Raw genomic sequence first — 19,871 nt, 5'->3', positions numbered from 1 at the left:
GGGGGTGCCGGGCCGGTCGAGCGATCCCGCCAAGGTGCTGTGCCGGCGAGAAGCGCTGCCGCTCGGGCACATGCGCCGCTTCAGGCCCGTCCATCTCGGCCCAGGCGGTCTTGCCGCTCGGCGGGTACGGCTCCACGCCCCAACGGTCGGCGTTTGGAGCCCGTTGCCGCGTCGGCGCCGTTAGCCTGTGGGCATGTCGGAGCGTGTCATGCCCGGTCGCACGGACGGCCTGATCACCCTGGGTGCCGCGGACGCTCTGTGGGTCGATCTGACGGCCGACAGTGCTGTGCCGACGGCTTCTGGGGCATTCACCTGCCCTCCCGCCCATGCCCGGGTGGGGTACGTCCTGCTCGGCGGCCATGTGGTGGCGACGGTGAGGGCGAGCGCCGGTCAGTGGAGTGTCCCGGAGGGCGAGGTGCGCCGGGCGGCCGCGGAACTGAACGCGGTGGGGATGGATCGACAGGACCTGGTCCGCATCGGTCCGTTTCGTGGGGCGCCGAGGCAGGAGCGCGCCGAGGAGACGCTGCTGCGTTGGCGCCGGCGCATCACGGGGGAACTGCGGGAGCCGGGCGGCCCCGAGCGGGCAGCACGACGTGAAGTCGGCCGGCCGTACCATCTGGCGGGGATCGACTGGCGACAGATACTCGTGGAGCAGACCCGCGACGGGACGCAGCGGACGTGGTGGCTGCCGCGCACCGTGGTCAGGCTGCTCGACGCGGCCGAGCACACCGAAGCGCGGTGGGTGCAAGCCGCGCGGACCCGCCAGGCAGGAGCAGCCGCCACCGAGCCACGCTCCCGCCCTCGGCGGGCCCGGGACGCCGGCGGTCGGCGAGACGCCGACGGCCGGCAGACGACAAGCCCCGAGGGCCCCACCGCCTCACCGCGCCCGTACAACGCAGAGCTGGAAGGCCAGCTGTACTCGGTGCTCAGCAGGAAGCCGGGCACCTCCCGCAGGGTGGCCCGGTGGGCCTGCGCCGTCTGCCGCACTACGCCCGCCACCGTGCTCGACCACTGCCACGAACACGACTACGTCCGCGCCCCCGTCTGCCAGTCCTGCAACACACTCGAACGCCCCGACCACCTGTACAGCAACGACATCCGCGTGGCGAACCGCTACACACGCCTCTTCCACACCGACACCGACGACTGGCTCCGCCACTGGCACCGCTGCCCCGGCTGCCGCGCACGCACCACCCTGCCCCTGCCGCACCTCGCCGCTTGGACCGCCCACACAGCCTGCCGATCGCTGCGCCCGACCCACCGAGCCCCCCGCGGGCGCACGCCCTGCGGTGTCCTGCGCGTGTCCTGGACGGGCAGTCAGAACGCGCCCCGTTCCTGCCTGCTCACTGTCGCCGTCGACTGCTGCCCGTCCGGCGAGCACCGTGTCCTGGCGCGAGTCCCCTACCGCGAAGCCGCCGAACGGTTTCGCGCTTGGCTGGCCGAGACGGCCCCCGCCGTGGCCGCCGCGGCCGGTCCCGACCGCGTGGACGGCCTCCCCGCCCAGCCCCGGCCAGTCATCGCGGACACCAGCGGCGAGGGCCTGGCACTGTTCTGAGCGGGCACCGGGAGACTGACGCCCCAACGTCCCCCCCCCGCGTGGCAAGGTTGGCCCACTTCCTGGCCCCGTGGGCCGGGCGGAGCTGGAACTCAGTCGGGCAAAGTGTTCGACCAGGGTTCCAACTCCCGCTCGGCCGGCTTCGTGTGCGGCAGAAGTGCTTCGCGGGCGCGTGCGTTCAGGGCCATGAGCTTGCCCGCCGTGTGGTCGACGCAGAAGACGAACGCCTTGGCAGTGTCGGCGAAGTCCGCTGCCGGGCGGCTGATACCTGCTGTCGTGACCACGATGAGTCGCTTGGGTACGTCCTCACCGGCCGCCGCGGCCAGCCCGTTCAGCCGCTGCACCTCGGAAGTGGACAGGTTCTTGGCCCGGTCGTGCCATTCGACGTGGAACGTGTCGGACCGGATGGGGCTTTCGGCATCGCCTTCTTCGACGTCGCCGAAACCGAACGCCGTCAGCTGATCGAGAACCGTGTCGGTGACGTGCCGAGGGCTGGTCGGGCGCCGCGAGGCCCTCGGCGTCGAAGGCTCGATGAAGTGACCGAGTTCGACGTCGAAGTCGTCCAGCGGCTCGGGCAGAGCGGCTTCGTCCGCGAAGAGGGACTCCTGCCACTCGGACCGGCGCCCGGGGGGAACCGGTTCTCCGCTGCCGACCGGCTCGCATGACACCTCCACGTCCCAGGCCTTGAGGCCCTTGCCGAGCACGTCGGCGATGTCCGCCACCGACGCGTCCGCACGGGGAATGCCTGGCGCGGGCCGGGTACTGCGCCAGAGGTTCCAGCCCAGATCGACACGGCCCCAGGCCCCGCACTCCGCGAGATACACATCCACCAGCCAGCCGAGGGCGGGCTTCAGTGAGGCGCGGACGAACGCGTCAGGGAACTCGGCCTCGACGAAGCAGCCGTCGTGTCCGCCCACGATGTCGAGTTTCGGCGAGTGGCGTGGGCCGTACGGGAAATAGCCGTTCCCCGCCGCCACGCGACGCACTCGCACACCTCGGGCGTCCAGGAGGTCGGCCAGCTCGGTCATGTCGGACGGCTCGCACTCGTTCCAGCGCCACGGTGAGGAAACCGGTACGCCGGTGAGGTGCGCCGACGCCACGGCGTAAAGGGCGTCGACGAGCACCTCGTCAGGTGTGTCCAGCGGCCAGAGGGACGGCTCACTGTTCAGTACGGGATCCAGCACCGCCCAGACGATCGAGTACTCCATGCGCACCTGCGCCAGAGCGACCGACTGTCTGCCGGACAATGTGACCTTCAGATACATCAGGCGGTTCGCATCGTCGAAGTGCACCCGGTCGGCCAGCTCGGGATGACGCTCGCACAGAGCCTGCTCCAGGCTCTTGAAGTGCAGGTGTCTGCCGAAGGCAGCGACCATGTCACCGGGCGGGAAAGGCAAGGGACACACTCCTGTTGAGTAGTGGTGTGGCGGCGTGGTGTGGCGTGGCCGGGGATGCCGTGATCCGCTGACGGAGCGTAGGTCGAGCGAATGCCGCTACTCAAAGCCTTTCGCCGCCTTCAACGGCATTGGACGTAGGTTTGGCCGGATACCGCCTTCGGTCGTTCGCCGTGCTGGTCGATCTCCGCCCAGACGGTCTTGCCGGAGGGCGGGCGGGGTTCCGTGCCCCAGCGGTCGGCCAGGGCGTCGACCAGGAGCAGTCCGCGCCCCGACTCGTGGTCCGGGCTCCGCTCTGGAGGGATAGCGGGGCGGCGCTCGCCCCGCATGTCGCTCACCGCGATGCGCAGGGTGCCGGCCGCCTCGTCCAGGGTCAGCGCCAGCAGGAAGTCGCGCCCTTGGACGCGGCCGTGCAGCGCCGCGTTCGCCGCAAGCTCCGCTACGACGTGTTCTGCTCGCTCGATGACTTGAGGTGACGTCTCCCAGGCGCTCAGCCGTTCCACGGCCAGGAGCCGGGCGAGACGGGCGCCGCGGCGGGTGGAGGAGAGCTGCTGCGCGAACGTGCGTGCGGTGGCGTGGGTGTGGGGCGTGGAGGCGTGCATGGGACAACCGTGGCGGGCGTGCGGGCGCGTGTTCCAGTAGCGCGGCCCGTACGCTGCGTCAGCGTACGGGCACATTCTGTGGACGGTACGGGGATCTTGCCGTCACTCTGGGTGCTGTCGATCGCGGAGTAACCGCAGAGGACGTACGCACCTGGAGGTGGCCGCGCATGACGGACAGCACCGACGTGACGACTTGCGACTGGGAGCGCGAGCCCGACCCTTCCGACAGTCTGCGGACCTTCGGCGCAGTCGTCCAGGCCCTGCGCGAGCACGCCGGGTTCAGCCGGGCCGAGTTCGCGGCGCTCGTACGGTTCTCCAAACACACCGTGGAGTCGGTGGAGCTGGGGCGGCGGATGCCCGACGAGTCGTTCGTGGAGCGGGCGGAGGAGGCGCTGGGGAATACGGGGGCGCTACGGAAGGCGGCTCGGTTTCTGACGCGGGGGGAAGCGGGGCTGGCGGCCTGGTTTCGGCGGTGGGCTCGGCTGGAGAAGGTGGCGGTGAGTCTGTGCACGTATGAGTGTCGGTTGGTGCCGGGGTTGTTGCAGTCGGAGGGGTACATGCGCGCCCTCTGTGAGGAGGACATCCCGCCCATGTCAGACGACGCCCTTGAGACTACGGTGCGGGCCCGTGTCGAGCGTCAGCTGCTTCTGAGGGAACGGCCCAACACCACCTTCGACTTCATTGTGGAAGAGGCTGTGTTCATGCGCCGCCTGGGTGGAGTGGACGTGACCCGTGATCTGATCGATCACGTCCTTGACGCGATTGCTCCGAGGAACGTCACCCTGCAGATCATGTCGGCCAACTCCGAGCACCACGCATGCATGGCCGGGCCCATCCAGTTGCTGGAGACTCCTGAGGGGAGTTGGCGTGGTTACTCGGAAGGGCAGGAGAACGGCCGCTTGATCGCTGACCCGAAACAGGTCAGCCGACTGCACATGCGCTATGCGAGACTGCGCTCGCAGGCCCTCCCTCCGAAGGACTCCGTGGGCTTGCTGGAGCGGATTCGAGGAGCGCTATGAGTACGTCGGAACTCGACTGGTTCAAGTCCAGCTACAGCAGCGCGCAGGGAGACAGCTGCGTTGAGGTGGCCGTCACTGAACAGGCCATCCATGTACGGGACTCTAAGGACGTGACGCGCCCGTCTTTCGCGGTAACCGGTGGCGGCTGGACGCTGTTCGTGCAGTACGTCGCCCGAGGCTGAGGCGTAGCGAGGGCGGCCCTCCCTGCGGGCAGCCGCCTGATTAGTCCGTCCGGAAGGACCGCGCCTGTCGGACCGGTTTCCGGACGACCGGGCCGGTGGTACCACACCTGACTCTCAGGTGTACGACGTGGCGGTTATAGCTGCGACGATCAGCCACGCCCAGATCACGTTGAGGGCGGACTTCGGCATGCGGGTTGTCGTCCCCTCGTTCTTCCACTGCCGGCGTCTTCTGATCCAGTGCCCGTAGATGTAGGCCGACACCGCCACGTGCCCCAGACCCAGCAGCGTGGACACCCACGGTGGCGCGCCGATGAGTACCGGCGTGCAGGTGAGCGCTGAGAGGAGGTAGAACCCGACCGGTATGAGCCACCGCAGCCCAGGCCGTTTGGTACCGGCTCGCACGGGCGATGCTTCCGGCTTCGCCACGGACACCGGTTTTGGAGTGAACAGGCCTACGGGCGCTTGGGGACGAGGCGCATGCCTGGGAGGCTTCTGAACAGGAGACTTGTTCGTTCGTGCCGGCGTGGGTGGTGTCGGCCGAACTCCACGGTTCCCCGACCGACCGCGGAAGAGGGGGGCGCCGTGCGTGGCGTACGAGGCCTCCAACTGCTCTTCCAGTCGGGCTAGTTCTTTGGCGATGACGTCGTACTGAGCCCGTTTGGCGGCAGCGGCACGCTCGGCGTCGCGGTCCGCCTCCGCCAGCCGGGCAAGGGCCGCATCGAGGGCGCCCTTGGCCTCCGTGCGTGCCTCATCTGCGACGGATTCCGCTGTGGCCTTCCTCGTCTCCAGCTCCGCTCGCCGCCGCTTTGCCGCTTCCTCGATCCGTTGGCGGTCGGCCAGAGTGATGCGCTTCGGCGCCCGGTCCTCGGCACGCCGCACACAGGACCGGCGCCACTCGACGAGCACCTTCGCGCGGTGCTCCCCGATGCCGTTGACGTGCACGCGGTGGCCGCTGGCCATGATGATCCACATGACCTTACCGCCCTTGCCGTTCGGGGCGGCGCCACGGCTCACACCGGTGAAGTCGGCGGCGGTACGGACACCGCGGGCCGCGAGATCATTGATCAGGCCCGTGCCGAGACCGTTCAGCTCCTTGACCGACAAGTGTGCTCGGCGGAGTGTCTTGTCGATGAACTGCTCTCGCAGAAGACGTAGTTCCTTCGCCTCGGAGTTCTGCTGGTCGCTGTCCAGCGCACGCAGCTGATGGGCGACGGTCTGTTGCTTCTGCTGTTTGTCGCGGTCCGCGGTGGCCAACGCCGCCTGATAAGTACGGTTTGCCTTGTCCCGGGACACCGAGGCTATGAACCGGCGCCGCTCTTCGGCCTTCTCGAAGGCCGCGCGTCCCTTGAGCAGGGAACGCTTGGCGCGTATGGCCTCACGGAGGCGCCGCTGCTCGGCACGGAGTGCGGCACGATCAGGTGTGGTAAGGCGTGCCGAGGAGGCTGATTTCTGAGACATCCGGTCACTCATCTGGAGTGTCCACACCGGTTGGCGCGGGCGTGGAGGGTGGGGTGGGGAGGTGTTCACGCTGTGTCGGGGGTCTTCGCGGGGTGGCGGGGGCCGTGGCCTGGCGGCGGTGTGAGGGTGGAGGTGTAGTTTTCGCCGTCCACCAAGGGGTTGTCGAGGGTGACCCCGGCGGCGGCCATGCGGTCGTACTCGGCGAGGATCAGTTCTTTGGTGCGGTACGAGCCGTACTTGGCCTCGTCCTTGCGGCGGACGATGGGGAAGGTTTCGAGGATGTAGTCGGCGTCCTCGCGGGAGATTCCGTAGAGGTGGAAGAAGAGGGCGTCGAGTTCGGCGCGTATAGCCTGGCGGCGGTATTCGTTCCATACGAAGGGCGTCCCGACGTCGCCCGCTTCGACGGACAGGCCTGCCATGTCGGCGCTCGTGTAAGCGAGTTCGACGACACGAGGAATGATCCAGGACTTGTGCGCAGTGAGTTGGGTGGGCGTGGGAACGGGCAGTTGCTTGACGGTGAAGAACTTCAAATGGGTGCCGCCCAGATTCTGGCGGGCCGTGTAGTCAAACGCGAAGGACGACCAAGCGGCGCAGAGCAGCATCGGTGCCCGTGAGAACGCAAGCAGGAAGGTATCACCCACACCCGTCGCGGGCATCAGTGCGCTGATCATGCTGCGTTCGTCAGTAGCACGGCAGATGTCACGCCAGCCGAGCAGAAAGTCGTTCTCCCACCCCTTGCCGACGAGGCGAGTGCGGACACCTGGGACGGAGATCTCCTCGCCGTTCCTGTCGAATTTGCCGGACGGCATGTCCCGCTCCGAGACCCAGTACCGGGGCAGTGCTAGGACGTCCGCGCGGCGCTTCTCCTCCTGGGCGAGCGCGCGGGTCTGACCGTCTTCCTCGTACGTTGCCCAACGGTGGTCGTAGTGGTGCAGCATCTTCGCCTCGTACAAAGGCAACATGCGGGCGCCGTCCTTGATGAAGGTGGTCCCATCGAGGCTCCAACCGGCGCTCTCCAGCTCTTCACGGGGAGCGAAAAGAGCGGAGTCGTGGCTCATGTGCAACATGGCGAGGAGCGATACCTCCCACGGGTTCCCGCCCGGTGCCTGCTCCTTCCACAGGACGGGCAGCCGGTGGTAGATCCCAAGGGTGATCTCGGCGTCCCGGCGGGACCTGAAGATCGGAAGTGTCCCGGTGTTGGGATTGAGCAGCTCGATTTCCTGAGAAGTGAGCGCGAAGGTCTTCTCCGCGTCGTCTAGCTCGGCCGGGTCGTGGAGGAAGAATGCGAACCGCGCTGCTGGCTCACGCAGGGAGCGGCCGGTGAGCGACAGGATGCTGAATTTGAAGGAGCGGTGCACGCCAGGGAAGAGAGGGGTGGCATTCTCGAAGTCGTACAGCGCTGAGATGGACCCACTCTGCACCAGGTCCCTGGAGAAGTACTGCGTTCGGGAATCCGTGACGATGCCCGTCGGTACGATTACCCCCGCCCGCCCCTTCGGCCCAAGCAGGATCCGGTCCGTTTCCGTAAAGACGGAGTACGTGTTCAAGTTCCCCTGACCGGTCAACGGAACCCGCCCCGACCTCCGCAGGAAGTGGCTCTCCGCGTACACCTTCCGCTTGCCCGCCTCGAACTCTTCGTACAGCGGCAGGGTGTCCGGGGAATCCTTGAGCGCTTCGATCATCTTCTTCCGGACGGATGTGCGGGACGCCTCGGCGATGTCTGGTGCCCGCTGCGCAAAGAACTCCTGCTCGCGGAAGTCCACGCTGTCCCACGGCGGGTTGCCCACCACGGAGTCAAAGCCGCCGGTCCAGCCGGTCGCAGGGGAGACCCCCTGGCCGTTCTCCGGAACGGAGAAGACCTCGGGGTATTCGAGGTGCCAGTGGAAGAAGCTGTACTGGTCGCGCAGACGCTTGATCTCCGCACGGGTCTCCGCAGCGACACCACCGCCACTCTGGTCCTCCAGCGCCTTGAACACCGAGTGCGTCACCGCGCGCGGGGCCTCCGGTGTCTTGAGCCACACGAACGCCGCGCACCAGGCGTCGGCCACACGCCGGGCACGCTTGTACGCCGATGACCCGGCCCACTCCTCGTACGCCTCCTCCTGGCGGCGGACGTCCGCCAGTTCCTCCGCCTGAGCCAGCGTGATGGACCGAAGTCCGCTGGCGAAGACGGTGTTGGCGACCTGGACCGACTCATCACCGATGTCGAAGAGGCTGCCCTGTCCGACCCGCTCTTGCTGGTTGATCTTCTCCAGCGCCTTGGCGTGCTTCTTGTCGTCGCCCTCTGTCGCGATGAAGGCGTCGTCGGGGATGCCGTCCCGCAGCAGTTTCGGCGTCGCCCCGATCAGCCCGTTGCCGTGCTTCACGTGGGCGTCGAGGAAGCCGAGCGGCTTGCCCGGTTCCAGCGCCTCCAGCCACAGCGACACCTTGGCCAGTTCCACCGCCAACGGGTTGAGGTCCACGCCGTAGATGCACCGTGCGACGACCTCATGCAGCGCATGACGCACCGCATCCAACGTCGGCTCGGGGTTGCGTTCCCGTACGGCCGCCACCTGCTTGGCGATACGCCTGGCCGACGCCACCAGGAAGTGGCCGGAGCCGCACGCCGGGTCGCAGACCGTCAGGGACAGCAGCTCGTTCACGATCGCGTCCGCCGGGTCGGTCGCGCCCGACTTCGACGCCGCTTCCTCGCCCCGCTTCACCGCGTCCCGTATCACCGGGTCCAGAGTCGAGTCCAGCAAGCACTCGATGAGCGAGGACGGGGTGTAGTAACTACCCGTGGTCTTACGGGTGTTGCCCGCCACCTCGACCAGCGTGAACGTACGGTCGGCCGTGCTGTGCTTGGGCTCCAGTTCCAGCAGGGACTCGTAGACGGAACCCAGTTCCTCCGCGTCCAGGTGCCGGTAGTCGATCGCCCGCCAGCGTCCCGAGCTGCCGTCCCGCACCTGCGACAAGTGCCGTACGGCCGTCAGCAGTGCCTCGTTGGACAGCTTCAGGCCACGCAGCGGGGCGTCCGCGTCCGTGTCGTTGAAGAGGCCGCCGAGACCGGGCAGGCCCAGCTCGGGACGGCCCGCCTCGTCCCCGAGGGCGTCGATGACGATACGCAGGGCCTCGTACAGGTCACCGTGGGCCGTACCCCGCCGCTTCCTCGCGTGCGCACGCAGCCGCGCCGACGAGAAGTACGCCTTGTATCGCTCGCGTGCCACCGCATCCGCCTTCGGCGACAGCAGAGCATCCCGGTCCTCGGCCACGAAGACGAACAGCAGCCGGTACACCAGCCGCAGCAGCGCGGCCTGGAGAGCCTTCGGACGGACGTCTTCCCGCAGAGCAGTGTTCTCCGGGCGCCGTAGGAAGCCCGTACCCAGCGCGGTGATCGCGTCCTGGACGCCCTTGCGGAGCTGGTCCAGTGCCCGCGTCCCCGACGCGATGGCCTCCGTACGCCACTTCTCCAGCCGGCACGCGGACGGCGGCGCGTCCTCCGCCACCTCGAACCGCGACACGTGCAACACCCGGTACAGCAGCACGAACTCGCTGAACAGCTCGCCGTCGAAGATAGCTTCGAGGTCGAACTCGACGTAGGAGGCCGTGGCCAGTGCGCTGGAGTCACGCAGCAGCCGAACCTGACGACCGTTCGTCAGGACACCCCACAGGTGGGCCTCCGTGCGGTTCAGGCACTCCTGGAGCATCGACTGCGGCGGGACCGTGCCCGGGCCTCCGGGGCGCTTGTCGAGGTCTGCGTTCCAAGCCGCCTGGTGGATCAGCGCGTGCCGCCAGCGGTGGGAGACCGGGAACTTCTTCTCCGAGTCCGAGTCGGCAGTGACGCCCACCGCCCCGACCTGCGTCAGCGGGCCGAAGCCCAGCTCCCGCCAGAGCGGGGCAAGCCAGTCGGCCGCGGCGCGGCCCGTCGGGTCGGCCGCCGGCAGGCCCGTCTCCCGGTCCTCGGGCAGGTGCTTGCGCAGCTCGCGCCAGAGCGGCTTCAGGTACTCCCAGCTGCGTTCGGCCTCGTCGCGTACCGAGCGGGAGGACGGCAGGCCGTAGTCGGCCGGCTTCGAGCCGGGGACATCCTTGCCCTCGGAGATCCGTACCAGCATGTCGGCAGGCAGCAGCCCCCCAACCGTGTGGACGGCGGTGAACACCTGGTTGCGGGTGACGGCGGACATCAGGCGGACACTCCAGAAGCAGCAGGGGCGACGGCCGGGGCAGCGGCGGGGACGGCGGGCAGGTACACGTACGCGCCGAGGATGTCGGCGGGCTTCTGCACGGTGACGGACAGGCCGCGGACGATCTCGCCCGACGCCTGGCGCACCCGGCGGTGCGAGGCGTCCAGCTCGGCGGCCAACTCCTCGCCGTACGGCTCCAGATGGCCGTACACATCCGGGAGCTGGGAGAGCAGACGCGTCATCGTGCGCTCGGCGTAGTGGCGGTCCGTGCTCTCCGACGCCGTCGCGTCGAGCAGATCCTTCGCCCGCTCCGGCGGCAGCCACTCCGCCTTCCTGGCCGAGCCCTCGAAGGCGACCAGCCGCGCGTCCTCCGCGACGAGCTGCTTGTCGCCACTCCGGGACGGCAGTGTGAGGTGGAAGCGGTAGCGGACCAGGAGCAGGGTGGTCATGGTGCCGACCGCGTCCGTCGTCACCACGCCGCAGCGGCGGGCCGGGCGGGCACCGTCCGCCTGGGGGTCCAGGGCGGCGTTCAGGACGTGGGACGCCAGCGCGCCCACGACAGGGTCGGTCCGCACGAGCGCCGCCTCACCCCGCGCCACCGCCGGATCCGTACGGAAGGGGATCGCGCGGTCCCTCTCGATCGCCTCCGCGCCCACCACCGGCGCGAGCGCGTCCCGCAAACCGATGGGCGTGCCGCCCACCTGGGCCGTGAAGTCCGCACCCTCCCCGCGGAGCACGGCACCGAGGGCGCCCAGCGACTCTCGGACGAACGTGTCGATCTCGCCCGCGCCGCCCAGCGCCTCCCGGACCGCGGCGACCTCGCGCGCCACCTCCTGCGGATGCACCGACCGCTGTGCGAACCGCGAGCGGGACGCCTTCTCGCGCTCGGCCGCGGAGTTCCAGTCGCTGTCCAGCTTCGCCGTGCTCACCTTGAACGCGTCCGCGCTGAACAGGGCGTCCTGGTCCTCACGGCCGCGCATCAGCAGCCACTCGACGATCGCGTCCGTGACGCCCGTCGACAGCTCGTCGGGGACGGAGACGGAGATGCCGAGGTCCTTCTTGATCTGGCGGTGCTTCTTGATCAACACCTCCAGGACCTTGCCGTCGATGCCGTTGTCGTCGCCGTACAGGGTGATGACGCGGACCTGGTCCCTGCGCTGTCCGTAGCGGTCGACGCGGCCCTCGCGCTGGTCGTGGCGGGTCGGGTTCCAGGCCAGGTCGTAGTGGATGACGGCGTCGAAGTGGTGCTGGAGGTTGACGCCCTCGGACAGGCAGTCCGTCGCGATCAGGACACGGCGGGCGGCCGCGTCCTCGCCGGCCTCCTCCGCGAGCTTCTCGATGCGCTCCAGGCGCTGCTGCGGGGAGAGCGTGCCGGTGACCGCCTTGACGACGGTCTTGGCGCCGAGCGGGCCGCGCCTGCCGTTGTCCTTGTCGTTCTCCAGCTGCTCGGCGAGGTACTCGGCCGTCGGGATGTAGCGGCAGAACACGATCGGGTTGTGGCCGTCCGCGAGGAGCGCCTTGAGGTGCTTGATCAGGGCCTTGAGCTTCAAGTCCTTGGACGGGCCCTCCAACTGCGCCGCGATGTCGGCGAGTTCGCCGAGGTAGGAGCGTGGGTCCTCGGTGTCCACGGTCGTCTCCGCGCCCGGGGCGACGTCCATGCCCTCCATCGCGTCGCTGTCGGCCGCGTCGCTGTTGAGGGGCGCTCCCAGCTTGTCGGCCTCCTCCGCCGACGAGGCGATCGCCGCCGCCGAGCGGGTCCGCAGCGTCTGTGCGGCGGCGCGCGGGGAGGACACCAGCGAGCGGAGCAGCGCGATCGCCGACCACCAGGCGATGCGTGCCTCCCGCTTGCCCTGGCTGCCCGCCTGCTCGACGCGCTCACTCGCGTACGCGATCGCGTCGTCGAGCAGGGCCCGGTACTCCGGCGACAGCTTGTACGTCTCGTCCTTGAAGTAGCGGTCCGAGGGGAACGCCGTCCGCTCCGCGAGGGAGTCGTCGCCGAGGCCGTCCTCCTTGGTGAGGTACTGGCGTACGTCCGCCCGCTTGCGCGCCACGAAATGCCGGGCGAGAAGCTTCCTGCCCGCCTCGGAATCCAGGCTCACGTCGGCCAGTTCGGGCTTGACCAGGCCGAGGAGGTTGCGGAACGCGGACTCCTTGCCGCTGTGCGGGGTGGCCGTCACCAGCAGCAGGTGCCGGTTCTCGTCCTGCGCGACGCGGCGCAGCAGCTCGTAGCGGAGCTGGTTCTGCGAAGCCGTCGAGGTGTCGTCGGCGACCACACAGGTGTGCGCCTCGTCGACGATGACCAGGTCGGGGCAGTGGCGCACGAAGTCGTCGCGGTGGCGGGGGGACTTGATGAAGTCCGTCGAGACGATCACGTGCGGGTACTTGTCGAAGAGGGACTGGCCCAGGTCCAGGCCGCGTTCGAGGCGTGAGACCGTCGAGGACAGGACCAGCTCGGCGTCGATGCCGAACTTGGTGCGCAGCTCCTGCTGCCACTGCTCGGCCAGCGCGGGGGAGCAGAGCACGGCCAGGCCCGTCGCCTCGCCCTGCGCGAGGAGTTCGCTCGCGACCAGGCCCGCCTCGATCGTCTTGCCGATGCCTACGTCGTCCGAGATCAGCATGCGGACCGTCTTCTGCCGCAGCGCCATCAGGAGAGGAACCAGCTGATACGCGCGCGGCTCCACCGCGATGCCGGCCAGCGAGCGGAACGGTCCCGCGCCCGAGCGGAAGCCGACGCGCAGGGCGGTACGCAGCAGGCCCGCCGCGCGCTGGTCACCGAGGTCGCTCGCTTCCGGCGGGGCGAACTTCGCCTCGTCGACCGTCTCGAACGCGGGGAACACGGCGGCGATGTCGTCGTCCGAGCCGCCCAGCGGGCGCAGGACGAGCAGGTCGGGCTTGCTCTCGGGGAGCACCACCCATTCGCGGCCGCGGGCCTTCACCAGGGAACCGGCGGAGTACGTGAGTGCCATGTGAGTCTTCGAGTCCTCTGGGTGGGCGGTCAGTTGGCGGCCGGAGAGCCGAAGTAGCGGGCGTTGGCGGCGGCGACGGCGTCCCAGTCGGCGCCGTGTGCGAAGCGGATGACGTCCCAGCGGGCGTTGAACAGACGGTCCTCGGCGTCCTCGTCCCGGGAGCTGTCCTGCTCCTGGTCCGGCAGGTCCACGAAGACCGCCACGTTCACGCCGGGCAGGCGGTACACGTAGTCGGGGGTGGCCATCGCCTCGGTGAGGAACGAGCCCGGTTCGTCCGGCAGCCGCAGGCCGCGTGCCTTCGCCCAGCCCAGGAAGTCGCCCCGTGCGGCCAGCTCGGCCGCCGACGCCCCCTCGGCCGATGCCTCGACGGCCGTCCGGACCGCCGTCCCGGCCGCCGCCTCGACCGGTGTGGGCTCGGCGGCGGGGGAGACCTGGTCGAGCAGCCGCCGGTACTGCTCCGACCGCGACTCCCCGCGCGCCTCCCGCCGGGCTGTCGCCGACGCCAGCCGCACCAGCAGGTCCCGTACCGAATGCCGGTTGATGAGGGCGTGGTTGAGCTGGTTGCCGTACGTCAGCAGGCACTCGTAGCAGCCGAGCGCGCACGGCCGGTCGGGGTGGGGGCCGCCCAGGTCGTTGCCGTCCGTGTCGAAGTGGCAGATGTCCAGGGCGCGTACGGCCGCCTTGGCCAGGGCGTCCTTCTCCGCCTGGAGACGGCGCAGCACACCCGCCCCGCCCTCGGCCGCCTCCGTGAAGAGGATGCGGCCCCGGGGGCCGTCGTCCGGTGGCAGCAGCTCGCTGGACAGCTCGGCGTCCTCCAGCTCGAACGCGGCCTCGATGCCCCGCTCCAGTGCGTACATCAGGGAGAGCGCCACCGGCTCCGGCAGCGGCTCGTCCAGGGTGACGACGAGTATGTTGCGGCGGTCCTCCACGTACGGGATGACCCGCTTCTTGCGGCGCCGCTCGTTGCCGTCCGCGTCGATCACGGGCAGCTCGCTGGAGTCGCCGGACGCCTCGGCGGCGTCCTTGTCGTTCATCCAGCGGCCGTCTGCGAGGTCCAGCCAGTACCCGGCCGGCTCGTCGGCCTTGGCGCGCACCCGGCCGGTGTTGGTGATGCGGACGGTCGCCGAGTCGCCGTACGCCACCTCGGCGAGCGGCGCGCCCGAGGCGTCGGCGACCGACGCGTTCAGCCGGCCCTTGCGGGTGCCGTGGTCCTGGAAGCGGTACGACGTCTCCAGCTTGAAGCCGGCGCGGCGCCGCTCCTCCTCGTCGGACGAGATCCGCTCACGGCGGGTGGTGTACACGGTGTGCAGGTGCAGCAGACCGTACGTCGCGGCGCCCAGCGGCTCGTCGCACATGGCGCAGCGGTCCTCCAGCTGCTCCGGGTCGTGGTGGTAGCCGCAACTCGCGCAGCGGCGGGCCTCGCTGGTCGCCAGCTCGCCCGAGGAGTCCGGCGGCAGCTGGATGCGGGTCACCTGGTAGCGGGCGCCCTCGTGGTAGATCAGCGCACCCGGCCCGAACTCGCGGATCGCGAGGAAACGCGGCCGCTGGAGGTAGTCGCCGTCCCCTCGGCGCCGGCCGACGGTCGGGATGTACGCGGCGAGTGGGAGCCGCGGGAAGCTGTAGCCGGGCAGGAAGCCCTCGGACGCGAGATAGCGGTACGGGTTGAAGTCGGAGAGGACCGACTTGCTGTCGACGCTCTCGTTCATCAGCAGGTTCAGCTGTGTCTCGGCCTCACGGCGGCGGGCGTTGGCGCGGATACGGTCGCCCTCGGTGAGGCTGTAGTCCAGGCGGCGCCTGTTCTGGATGTACTGGTCGTCGAGCGCGGAGCGGAACAGCTGCCGCCAGCGGTCGAAGGCCCGGTCGAAGCGGGCCGCGACCGTCGCCACCCGGTCCTGGATCCAGTCGTCGTGCCACCAGGTGGTGTCGGCGAAGTCGGGCAGGAGCGGGCCGAGGACGCGCAGGGCGGCGTCGACGGTGCGGCGCCGGGCGCTCTCGTCGAGGGAGGCGGCGAGGATGTCCGGCAGCAGCTCCAGCGCGGGGTTGGGGCGTTCTCCCGTGTCCGGGTACGACACGTCGAGCACCTCGGGGACGGCCCGGCCCAGCTTCAGGCCGGCCTCCGCGATCCAGATGCCCTGGAGGTGGGAGAGGACCAGGTCTTCATTGGCGAGGTCCAGGCGCGGCGGGGCGACGGCGCCCGCGACCATGCGCTCCGAGCGGCGGAAGTAGTACTGGTCGTGGCTGTTGCCCGTCGCGCAGTACGTGGTGACGAGGGCGGGCTGTCCGCTGCGGCCCGCGCGGCCCGAGCGCTGCGCGTAGTTCGCGGGTGTGGGCGGCACGTTACGCATCATCACCGCGTTGAGCTGCGAGATGTCCACGCCCAGCTCCATCGTCGGGGAGCAGTACAGCAGCTTCAGCTCCGCCTTGCGGAACGCCTCCTCGCGCTGCTCCCGCTCCTCCGGCGACACCTGCGCGGTGTGCTCGCGCGCGAACAGGCCGGACAGGGCGCCCGCCGCGTCCTTGTACAGGTCGCGGAAGAAGGTGTTGACGCGCGGGCCGTCGCCGCTCTGGTAGGTGCGGGTCAGCGGGTCGTGCGTGCCGCGCTCGCCCCTGCCCGCACGCCAGACGAGGGACTGGGCGGCCACCCGGTAGCCCGTGGCGGCCGGGGCGGAGGTCCTGCGGTAGCGGCCCGCGCGCTGCGGCGTCTCCGTGACCTCCTTGACCAGGCCCGCCTTGGCCAGGACCTTCAGCAACTCCTCGATGACCAGTTGGAGATCGGCGGTGTCCAGCTTCTTGAACGAGGTGTCCGCACGCCGCAGGTACTTGCCGAACTTGCCGCGCGCCGACAGGAACAGGGCGGAGCGGTCCATGCCCGGACGGGAGGGGTGCGGATAGGCCGTGCCGACCTTCGGCCGGTCCGCGGTGGACAGCACCCACGGGTCGATCAGCCGCTCCTCACTCGCCCGCTGGAGCGAGTCGAAGTCGTCACGGAAGTAGGACACGTCGATGGCGAGGGAGCGGCGCATCTCGTTGAGCAGCGCCTTCATCACCTCGGCCCGCAGCGCCGGGTCGGCGTCGCGCAGCGCGCCGTGCGTGCCCGCCCACCGGTCCTGCTTGGCCGCCACCCAGTCCAGGTCCTCGTAGCCGATCTCCAGCAGCCCGGTCTGCTCCAGGTTCGGCATGGTGATGCGCCAGCCGCGCTCCAGATCCAGATACAGCCGGAACGCGATCACGTCACGGAGGGTCTTGGCCGCGTTGCGGGCGAGGGAGGGCGGCAGGTCGCTCTCGCCGGTGTAGTCGGCCGGCTCGATGGCGAGCGCGTTGGTCACCGCCGAGGCCAGCTCCTCGTGGTGGACACCGTCCTCGCCCGCGTCCAGAGCCGCCCGGTACAGGGCGCCACGCAACTGCGTGATCTGCACGAAGTCGTTGAAGTGCCCCGCCTGGAGGGACGCGTCCTGCCGGTTGTCGACGAAGGTGAGGAGCTTGCGCGCCTCCTTGTCCAGGGTCTCGACCGGAACCGACTTCAGTGAACGGACCACCGACGCCGAGATGAGCGAGGTCGCCGACGACCGGCCCTCCTGGTCGAGCGTCGCCAGCTTCGCGAAGTCCCGGCCTCGTGTCTGCTCGTACGCGACCCCGCAGTGCAGACAGAAGAGGAAGGGGGAGGGGACGAACGCGGCCTGGAGCCCGCCGCTTCCCTCGCGGCCGAGCGGATCGACCATGACGGCCCGCGGTACCCGGTCGCGGTACGACTTCTTCACGACCTCCTGGCCCTTGTCGTCCAACTCCAGCCAGGACTCGGGCAGTCGGCGTTCGTTCACGGCGTGCTGGACGTTGGACGGCCAGGCCCGCTCGTGGTCGACGTACAGATAGCCGTCGCCCTGCCGGCCGCCCGTCGCGGAGGTGTCCCGGCGCGCCTCGTACCGGACCTCGCCGTCCTTCTCGGTCCGCCACACCGTCAGGTACTCCTGGCCGCATTCGCGGCAGAACGCCAGCGGCATCAGCACCTTGCCGTCACTGCCCGGCTGTTCGAGCTGGTACGAGCGAGTGAGGTGACGGGAGAGCTTGTCCTCCAGGGTGACGTACACGGTGTCGCCCTTGGAGAGGAACTGGTGCAGCCGGAACGCGAACAGCGGCCGCTCTGTCACCGGGTGGCGCGCCTGCGAGCCTGCCTCCAGAGTGGCGCGGATCGCGGCGGCGCACTGGTCCTCGGCGACCCCGGTCCGCTCGTGCAGCTCCCTCGCCGCGACCTCGATCTTCGTGGGCCGCTGCCGGACCAGCCGTCCGGTGGCCTCGTCCGTGGCCAGTCCGAAACGGGTCTCGATCCAGCGGGCCAGCGGATCGCGCACGAGATCGTCGTACGCTCGGGGCGCGGCGGGGGAGGAGAGGCGCTCGGCGGGAACGGCCTCGGGTGTGTCACCGGTCGCGCGCACCAGGGTCTCGCCGATGACGTGCTCCGGACGCACCGGCGTACCGAACAGGGTGCTCGCCACCCCGGCCACGACCTTCTTCTGGTCGTCGAGGGTGCCCTCCGTCGACATCGTGGCCGACGTGCCGATGCACTGCAGGTCCTGCGCCTGGCACGCCTCGCGGACGCGGCGGATCAGCAGGGCGACGTCGGCGCCCTGCCGGCCGCGGTAGGTGTGCAGCTCGTCGAAGACCAGGAACTCCAGGCCCCGCGCCATCTTGATGAGACTCGCCCGGTCGGCCGGGCGGGTCAGCATCAGTTCCAGCATCACGTAGTTGGTGAGCAGGATGTCCGGCGGGTTGTCGCGGATCTCCTTGCGCTTCTCGTCGTCCTCCTGGCCCGTGTACCGGGCGAAGGTGACCGGCTCGCGGCCAGCGCCGTATCCGTCGCGCAGGTACTTCTCCAGCTCCTTGAGCTGGCTGTTGGCGAGCGCGTTCATCGGGTAGACGATGATCGCCCGGACCCTCTTGGAGGGGTTCGGTCCCTCGGCGTCCCGCTGGTGGAGCACCTTGTTCACGATCGGCACGATGTACGCGAGCGACTTGCCGGACCCGGTGCCCGTCGTCAGGACGTACGACGCGCCGGACGCGGCGGCGTCGATCGCCTCGCGCTGGTGCTGGTGAAGCGTCAGCGGACGGCCGTCGGTGACCGTTCCGCCCTCGGTCTTCCTCGCCTGGAAGATCCGGGCGCACTCCTCGTGCAGCACCTTCTGCCCGGCGAGCTCCACCACCGTGCCGCCGCTCTGGAAGAACGGGTTCAGCGACAGCCACGGGTCGGGCCACTGCGACTTGCTGTTGAGGTCGTCCTCGACGAACGCCGCGATGCGGTCGTCACGGATGACGGTGCCGCCCTCGGTGAAGGAGCGGTAGTCACGGATGAGCGTGCGGTGGACGCCAAAGACGTCCATGCCCGATCCGGTGGCGGTGACCGGCACCGGCTCCGGCTTCGGGGGGTCGGCCAACCGGGCGGGAACGCGGGCGGCGGACGTACGCAGCGGGCGGGTCGGGTCCAGGGCGCCCCAGTGCGGCAGCCGCGACATGTCGCCATCCTGCCCGGCCAGCGGAAGCAACGCGTCGCGTACGGCCACGGCGTCCGCGGGACGTGCCGCCGGGTCCTTGGCGAGCAGCCGGTCCACGAGCCGGGCGAGCTCCGCGGGAATCTCGCTGCGGATGAGCGTGATGGGCGTCGGCGCCTCGCGAGTGTGCTTCGTGGCCAGCTCGAAGGGCGACTCGCTGGTGAACGGGGGTACGCCCACGAGCATCTCGTAGAGCACACAACCCAGTGCGTACAAATCGGCCGCCTGCGTGACCTGCTTGGCCTCGAACTGCTCGGGAGCCATGTAGCGGGCGGTGCCCACGCTGACGCCCGTGCTGGTCAGCCGGGCCTCGTCCGGGTCGTCGACGATCCGGCCCATGCCGAAGTCGAGGACCTTGACGGTGCCGCCCTGCGTCAGCATGACGTTGGCGGGCTTGAGGTCGCGATGGACGATCTCGGCGGCGTGCGCGGCGGCGAGGCCCGAAGCGATCTGGGCACCGATGGCGGCCGCCCAGGAGACGGGCATCTGCCGCTCTTCCGCGATGAGGTCACGCAGGGTCTCGCCGCTCAGGAACTCCATCGCGAGGTAGGGAAGGCCGTCCTGGTCGTCGGCCACCCCACCGGCGACGATGCGTGTGAGGTGGACGTCGTCGAGGCGACGCATGATGCGCACCTCGCGGGCGAAACGCTCGGTGGCCTTGAGGTCCGCACCGGTGTCGATCCGGGTGCCCGTGCGGCGGCGCAGGATGGTCTTGACGGCGACCGTGCGCTCAGGAGTGCCTTCGGCGGCCTGGAGATCCTCGGCCCGGTGGACCTCTCCCATGTTGCCCTTGCCGATGACATGTCCGATGCGGAACCTGCCGTCCAGCAGTTCCTGGCTCACTGCCGCTCCCCTCGTTCTCCGCCGCCCCGTTCCCGCCCTCGCGCCTGAGGGTAAGGAATCGGAACGTGCCCCCTGCACGCGTTGCAGCTCCGTCCGCTCATCGTGACAGAGCGGAGGTGCAGTGTCCGTAACGGTACACGACCATACTTTAT

Annotated in this window: 9 protein-coding genes; 3 read left to right on the top strand and 6 right to left on the bottom strand. The window is 69.6% G+C overall.

Features of this window, described 5'->3' with window-relative positions; all coding sequences use genetic code 11:
• The first annotated feature begins 193 nt into the window (after positions 1-193).
• Positions 194-1,555, top strand: coding sequence for an endonuclease domain-containing protein (locus ACFW01_RS23010; protein ID WP_234955478.1), 1,362 nt, complete (start codon positions 194-196; stop codon positions 1,553-1,555).
• 92 nt (positions 1,556-1,647) lie between these two features.
• Here ACFW01_RS23010 and ACFW01_RS23005 read toward each other — a convergent pair whose 3' ends face one another.
• Together ACFW01_RS23005 and ACFW01_RS23000 are read right to left on the bottom strand one after the other, a co-directional pair.
• Positions 1,648-2,952, bottom strand: a complete 1,305-nt coding sequence (locus ACFW01_RS23005; protein WP_384506143.1) for a hypothetical protein — start codon at positions 2,950-2,952, stop codon at positions 1,648-1,650.
• Positions 2,953-3,071: 119 nt separating this feature from the next.
• Positions 3,072-3,551, bottom strand: a complete 480-nt coding sequence (locus tag ACFW01_RS23000; protein ID WP_384506140.1) for an ATP-binding protein — start codon at positions 3,549-3,551, stop codon at positions 3,072-3,074.
• A 167-nt stretch (positions 3,552-3,718) separates the two neighbouring features.
• Here ACFW01_RS23000 and ACFW01_RS22995 point away from each other — a divergent pair, with 167 nt between their 5' ends.
• Positions 3,719-4,570: a Scr1 family TA system antitoxin-like transcriptional regulator gene (locus ACFW01_RS22995; protein WP_384506137.1), complete on the top strand. Its 852-nt coding sequence runs from the start codon at positions 3,719-3,721 to the stop codon at positions 4,568-4,570.
• Positions 4,567-4,752 carry a DUF397 domain-containing protein gene (locus ACFW01_RS22990; RefSeq protein WP_384506134.1) on the top strand — a complete coding sequence of 62 codons (186 nt, stop codon included), beginning with the start codon at positions 4,567-4,569 and terminating at the stop codon, positions 4,750-4,752. The genes ACFW01_RS22995 and ACFW01_RS22990 overlap by 4 nt, the downstream gene beginning before the upstream one ends.
• A gap of 114 nt (positions 4,753-4,866) precedes the next feature.
• Here the strand turns inward: ACFW01_RS22990 and ACFW01_RS22985 are convergent, their stop codons facing one another.
• The 4 genes from ACFW01_RS22985 to ACFW01_RS22970 are packed head-to-tail and all read right to left on the bottom strand — an operon-like array spanning position 4,867 to position 19,719.
• Positions 4,867-6,222: a hypothetical protein gene (locus ACFW01_RS22985; protein WP_384506131.1), complete on the bottom strand. Its 1,356-nt coding sequence runs from the start codon at positions 6,220-6,222 to the stop codon at positions 4,867-4,869.
• A 53-nt stretch (positions 6,223-6,275) separates the two neighbouring features.
• Positions 6,276-10,370 carry an Eco57I restriction-modification methylase domain-containing protein gene (locus tag ACFW01_RS22980; protein WP_384506128.1) on the bottom strand — a complete coding sequence of 1,365 codons (4,095 nt, stop codon included), beginning with the start codon at positions 10,368-10,370 and terminating at the stop codon, positions 6,276-6,278.
• Positions 10,370-13,336, bottom strand: a complete 2,967-nt coding sequence (locus tag ACFW01_RS22975; protein ID WP_384506125.1) for a helicase-related protein — start codon at positions 13,334-13,336, stop codon at positions 10,370-10,372. Before ACFW01_RS22975 ends, ACFW01_RS22980 begins: the two co-directional genes overlap by 1 nt.
• A 29-nt stretch (positions 13,337-13,365) precedes the next feature.
• A complete protein-coding gene (locus ACFW01_RS22970) occupies positions 13,366-19,719 on the bottom strand; it encodes a protein kinase (protein WP_384506122.1) in 6,354 nt (2,117 codons plus the stop codon).
• Positions 19,720-19,871 lie beyond the last annotated feature (152 nt).

The organism is Streptomyces sp. NPDC058985 (assembly GCF_042740985.1).
Taxonomy (GTDB): domain Bacteria; phylum Actinomycetota; class Actinomycetes; order Streptomycetales; family Streptomycetaceae; genus Streptomyces.
This window is presented reverse-complemented; position numbering and strand designations above follow the sequence as displayed.

Excerpts from the sequence above, each read along its gene's own strand:
- ACFW01_RS23010 (WP_234955478.1), top strand. The coding sequence starts at position 194 with ATGTCGGAGCGTGTCATGCCCGGTCGCACGGACGGCCTGATCACCCTG.
- ACFW01_RS23000 (WP_384506140.1), bottom strand. The coding sequence starts at position 3,551 with ATGCACGCCTCCACGCCCCACACCCACGCCACCGCACGCACGTTCGCG.
- ACFW01_RS22995 (WP_384506137.1), top strand. The coding sequence starts at position 3,719 with ATGACGGACAGCACCGACGTGACGACTTGCGACTGGGAGCGCGAGCCC.
- ACFW01_RS22990 (WP_384506134.1), top strand. The coding sequence starts at position 4,567 with ATGAGTACGTCGGAACTCGACTGGTTCAAGTCCAGCTACAGCAGCGCG.
- ACFW01_RS22985 (WP_384506131.1), bottom strand. The coding sequence starts at position 6,222 with ATGAGTGACCGGATGTCTCAGAAATCAGCCTCCTCGGCACGCCTTACC.
- ACFW01_RS22980 (WP_384506128.1), bottom strand. The coding sequence starts at position 10,370 with ATGTCCGCCGTCACCCGCAACCAGGTGTTCACCGCCGTCCACACGGTT.
- ACFW01_RS22975 (WP_384506125.1), bottom strand. The coding sequence starts at position 13,336 with ATGGCACTCACGTACTCCGCCGGTTCCCTGGTGAAGGCCCGCGGCCGC.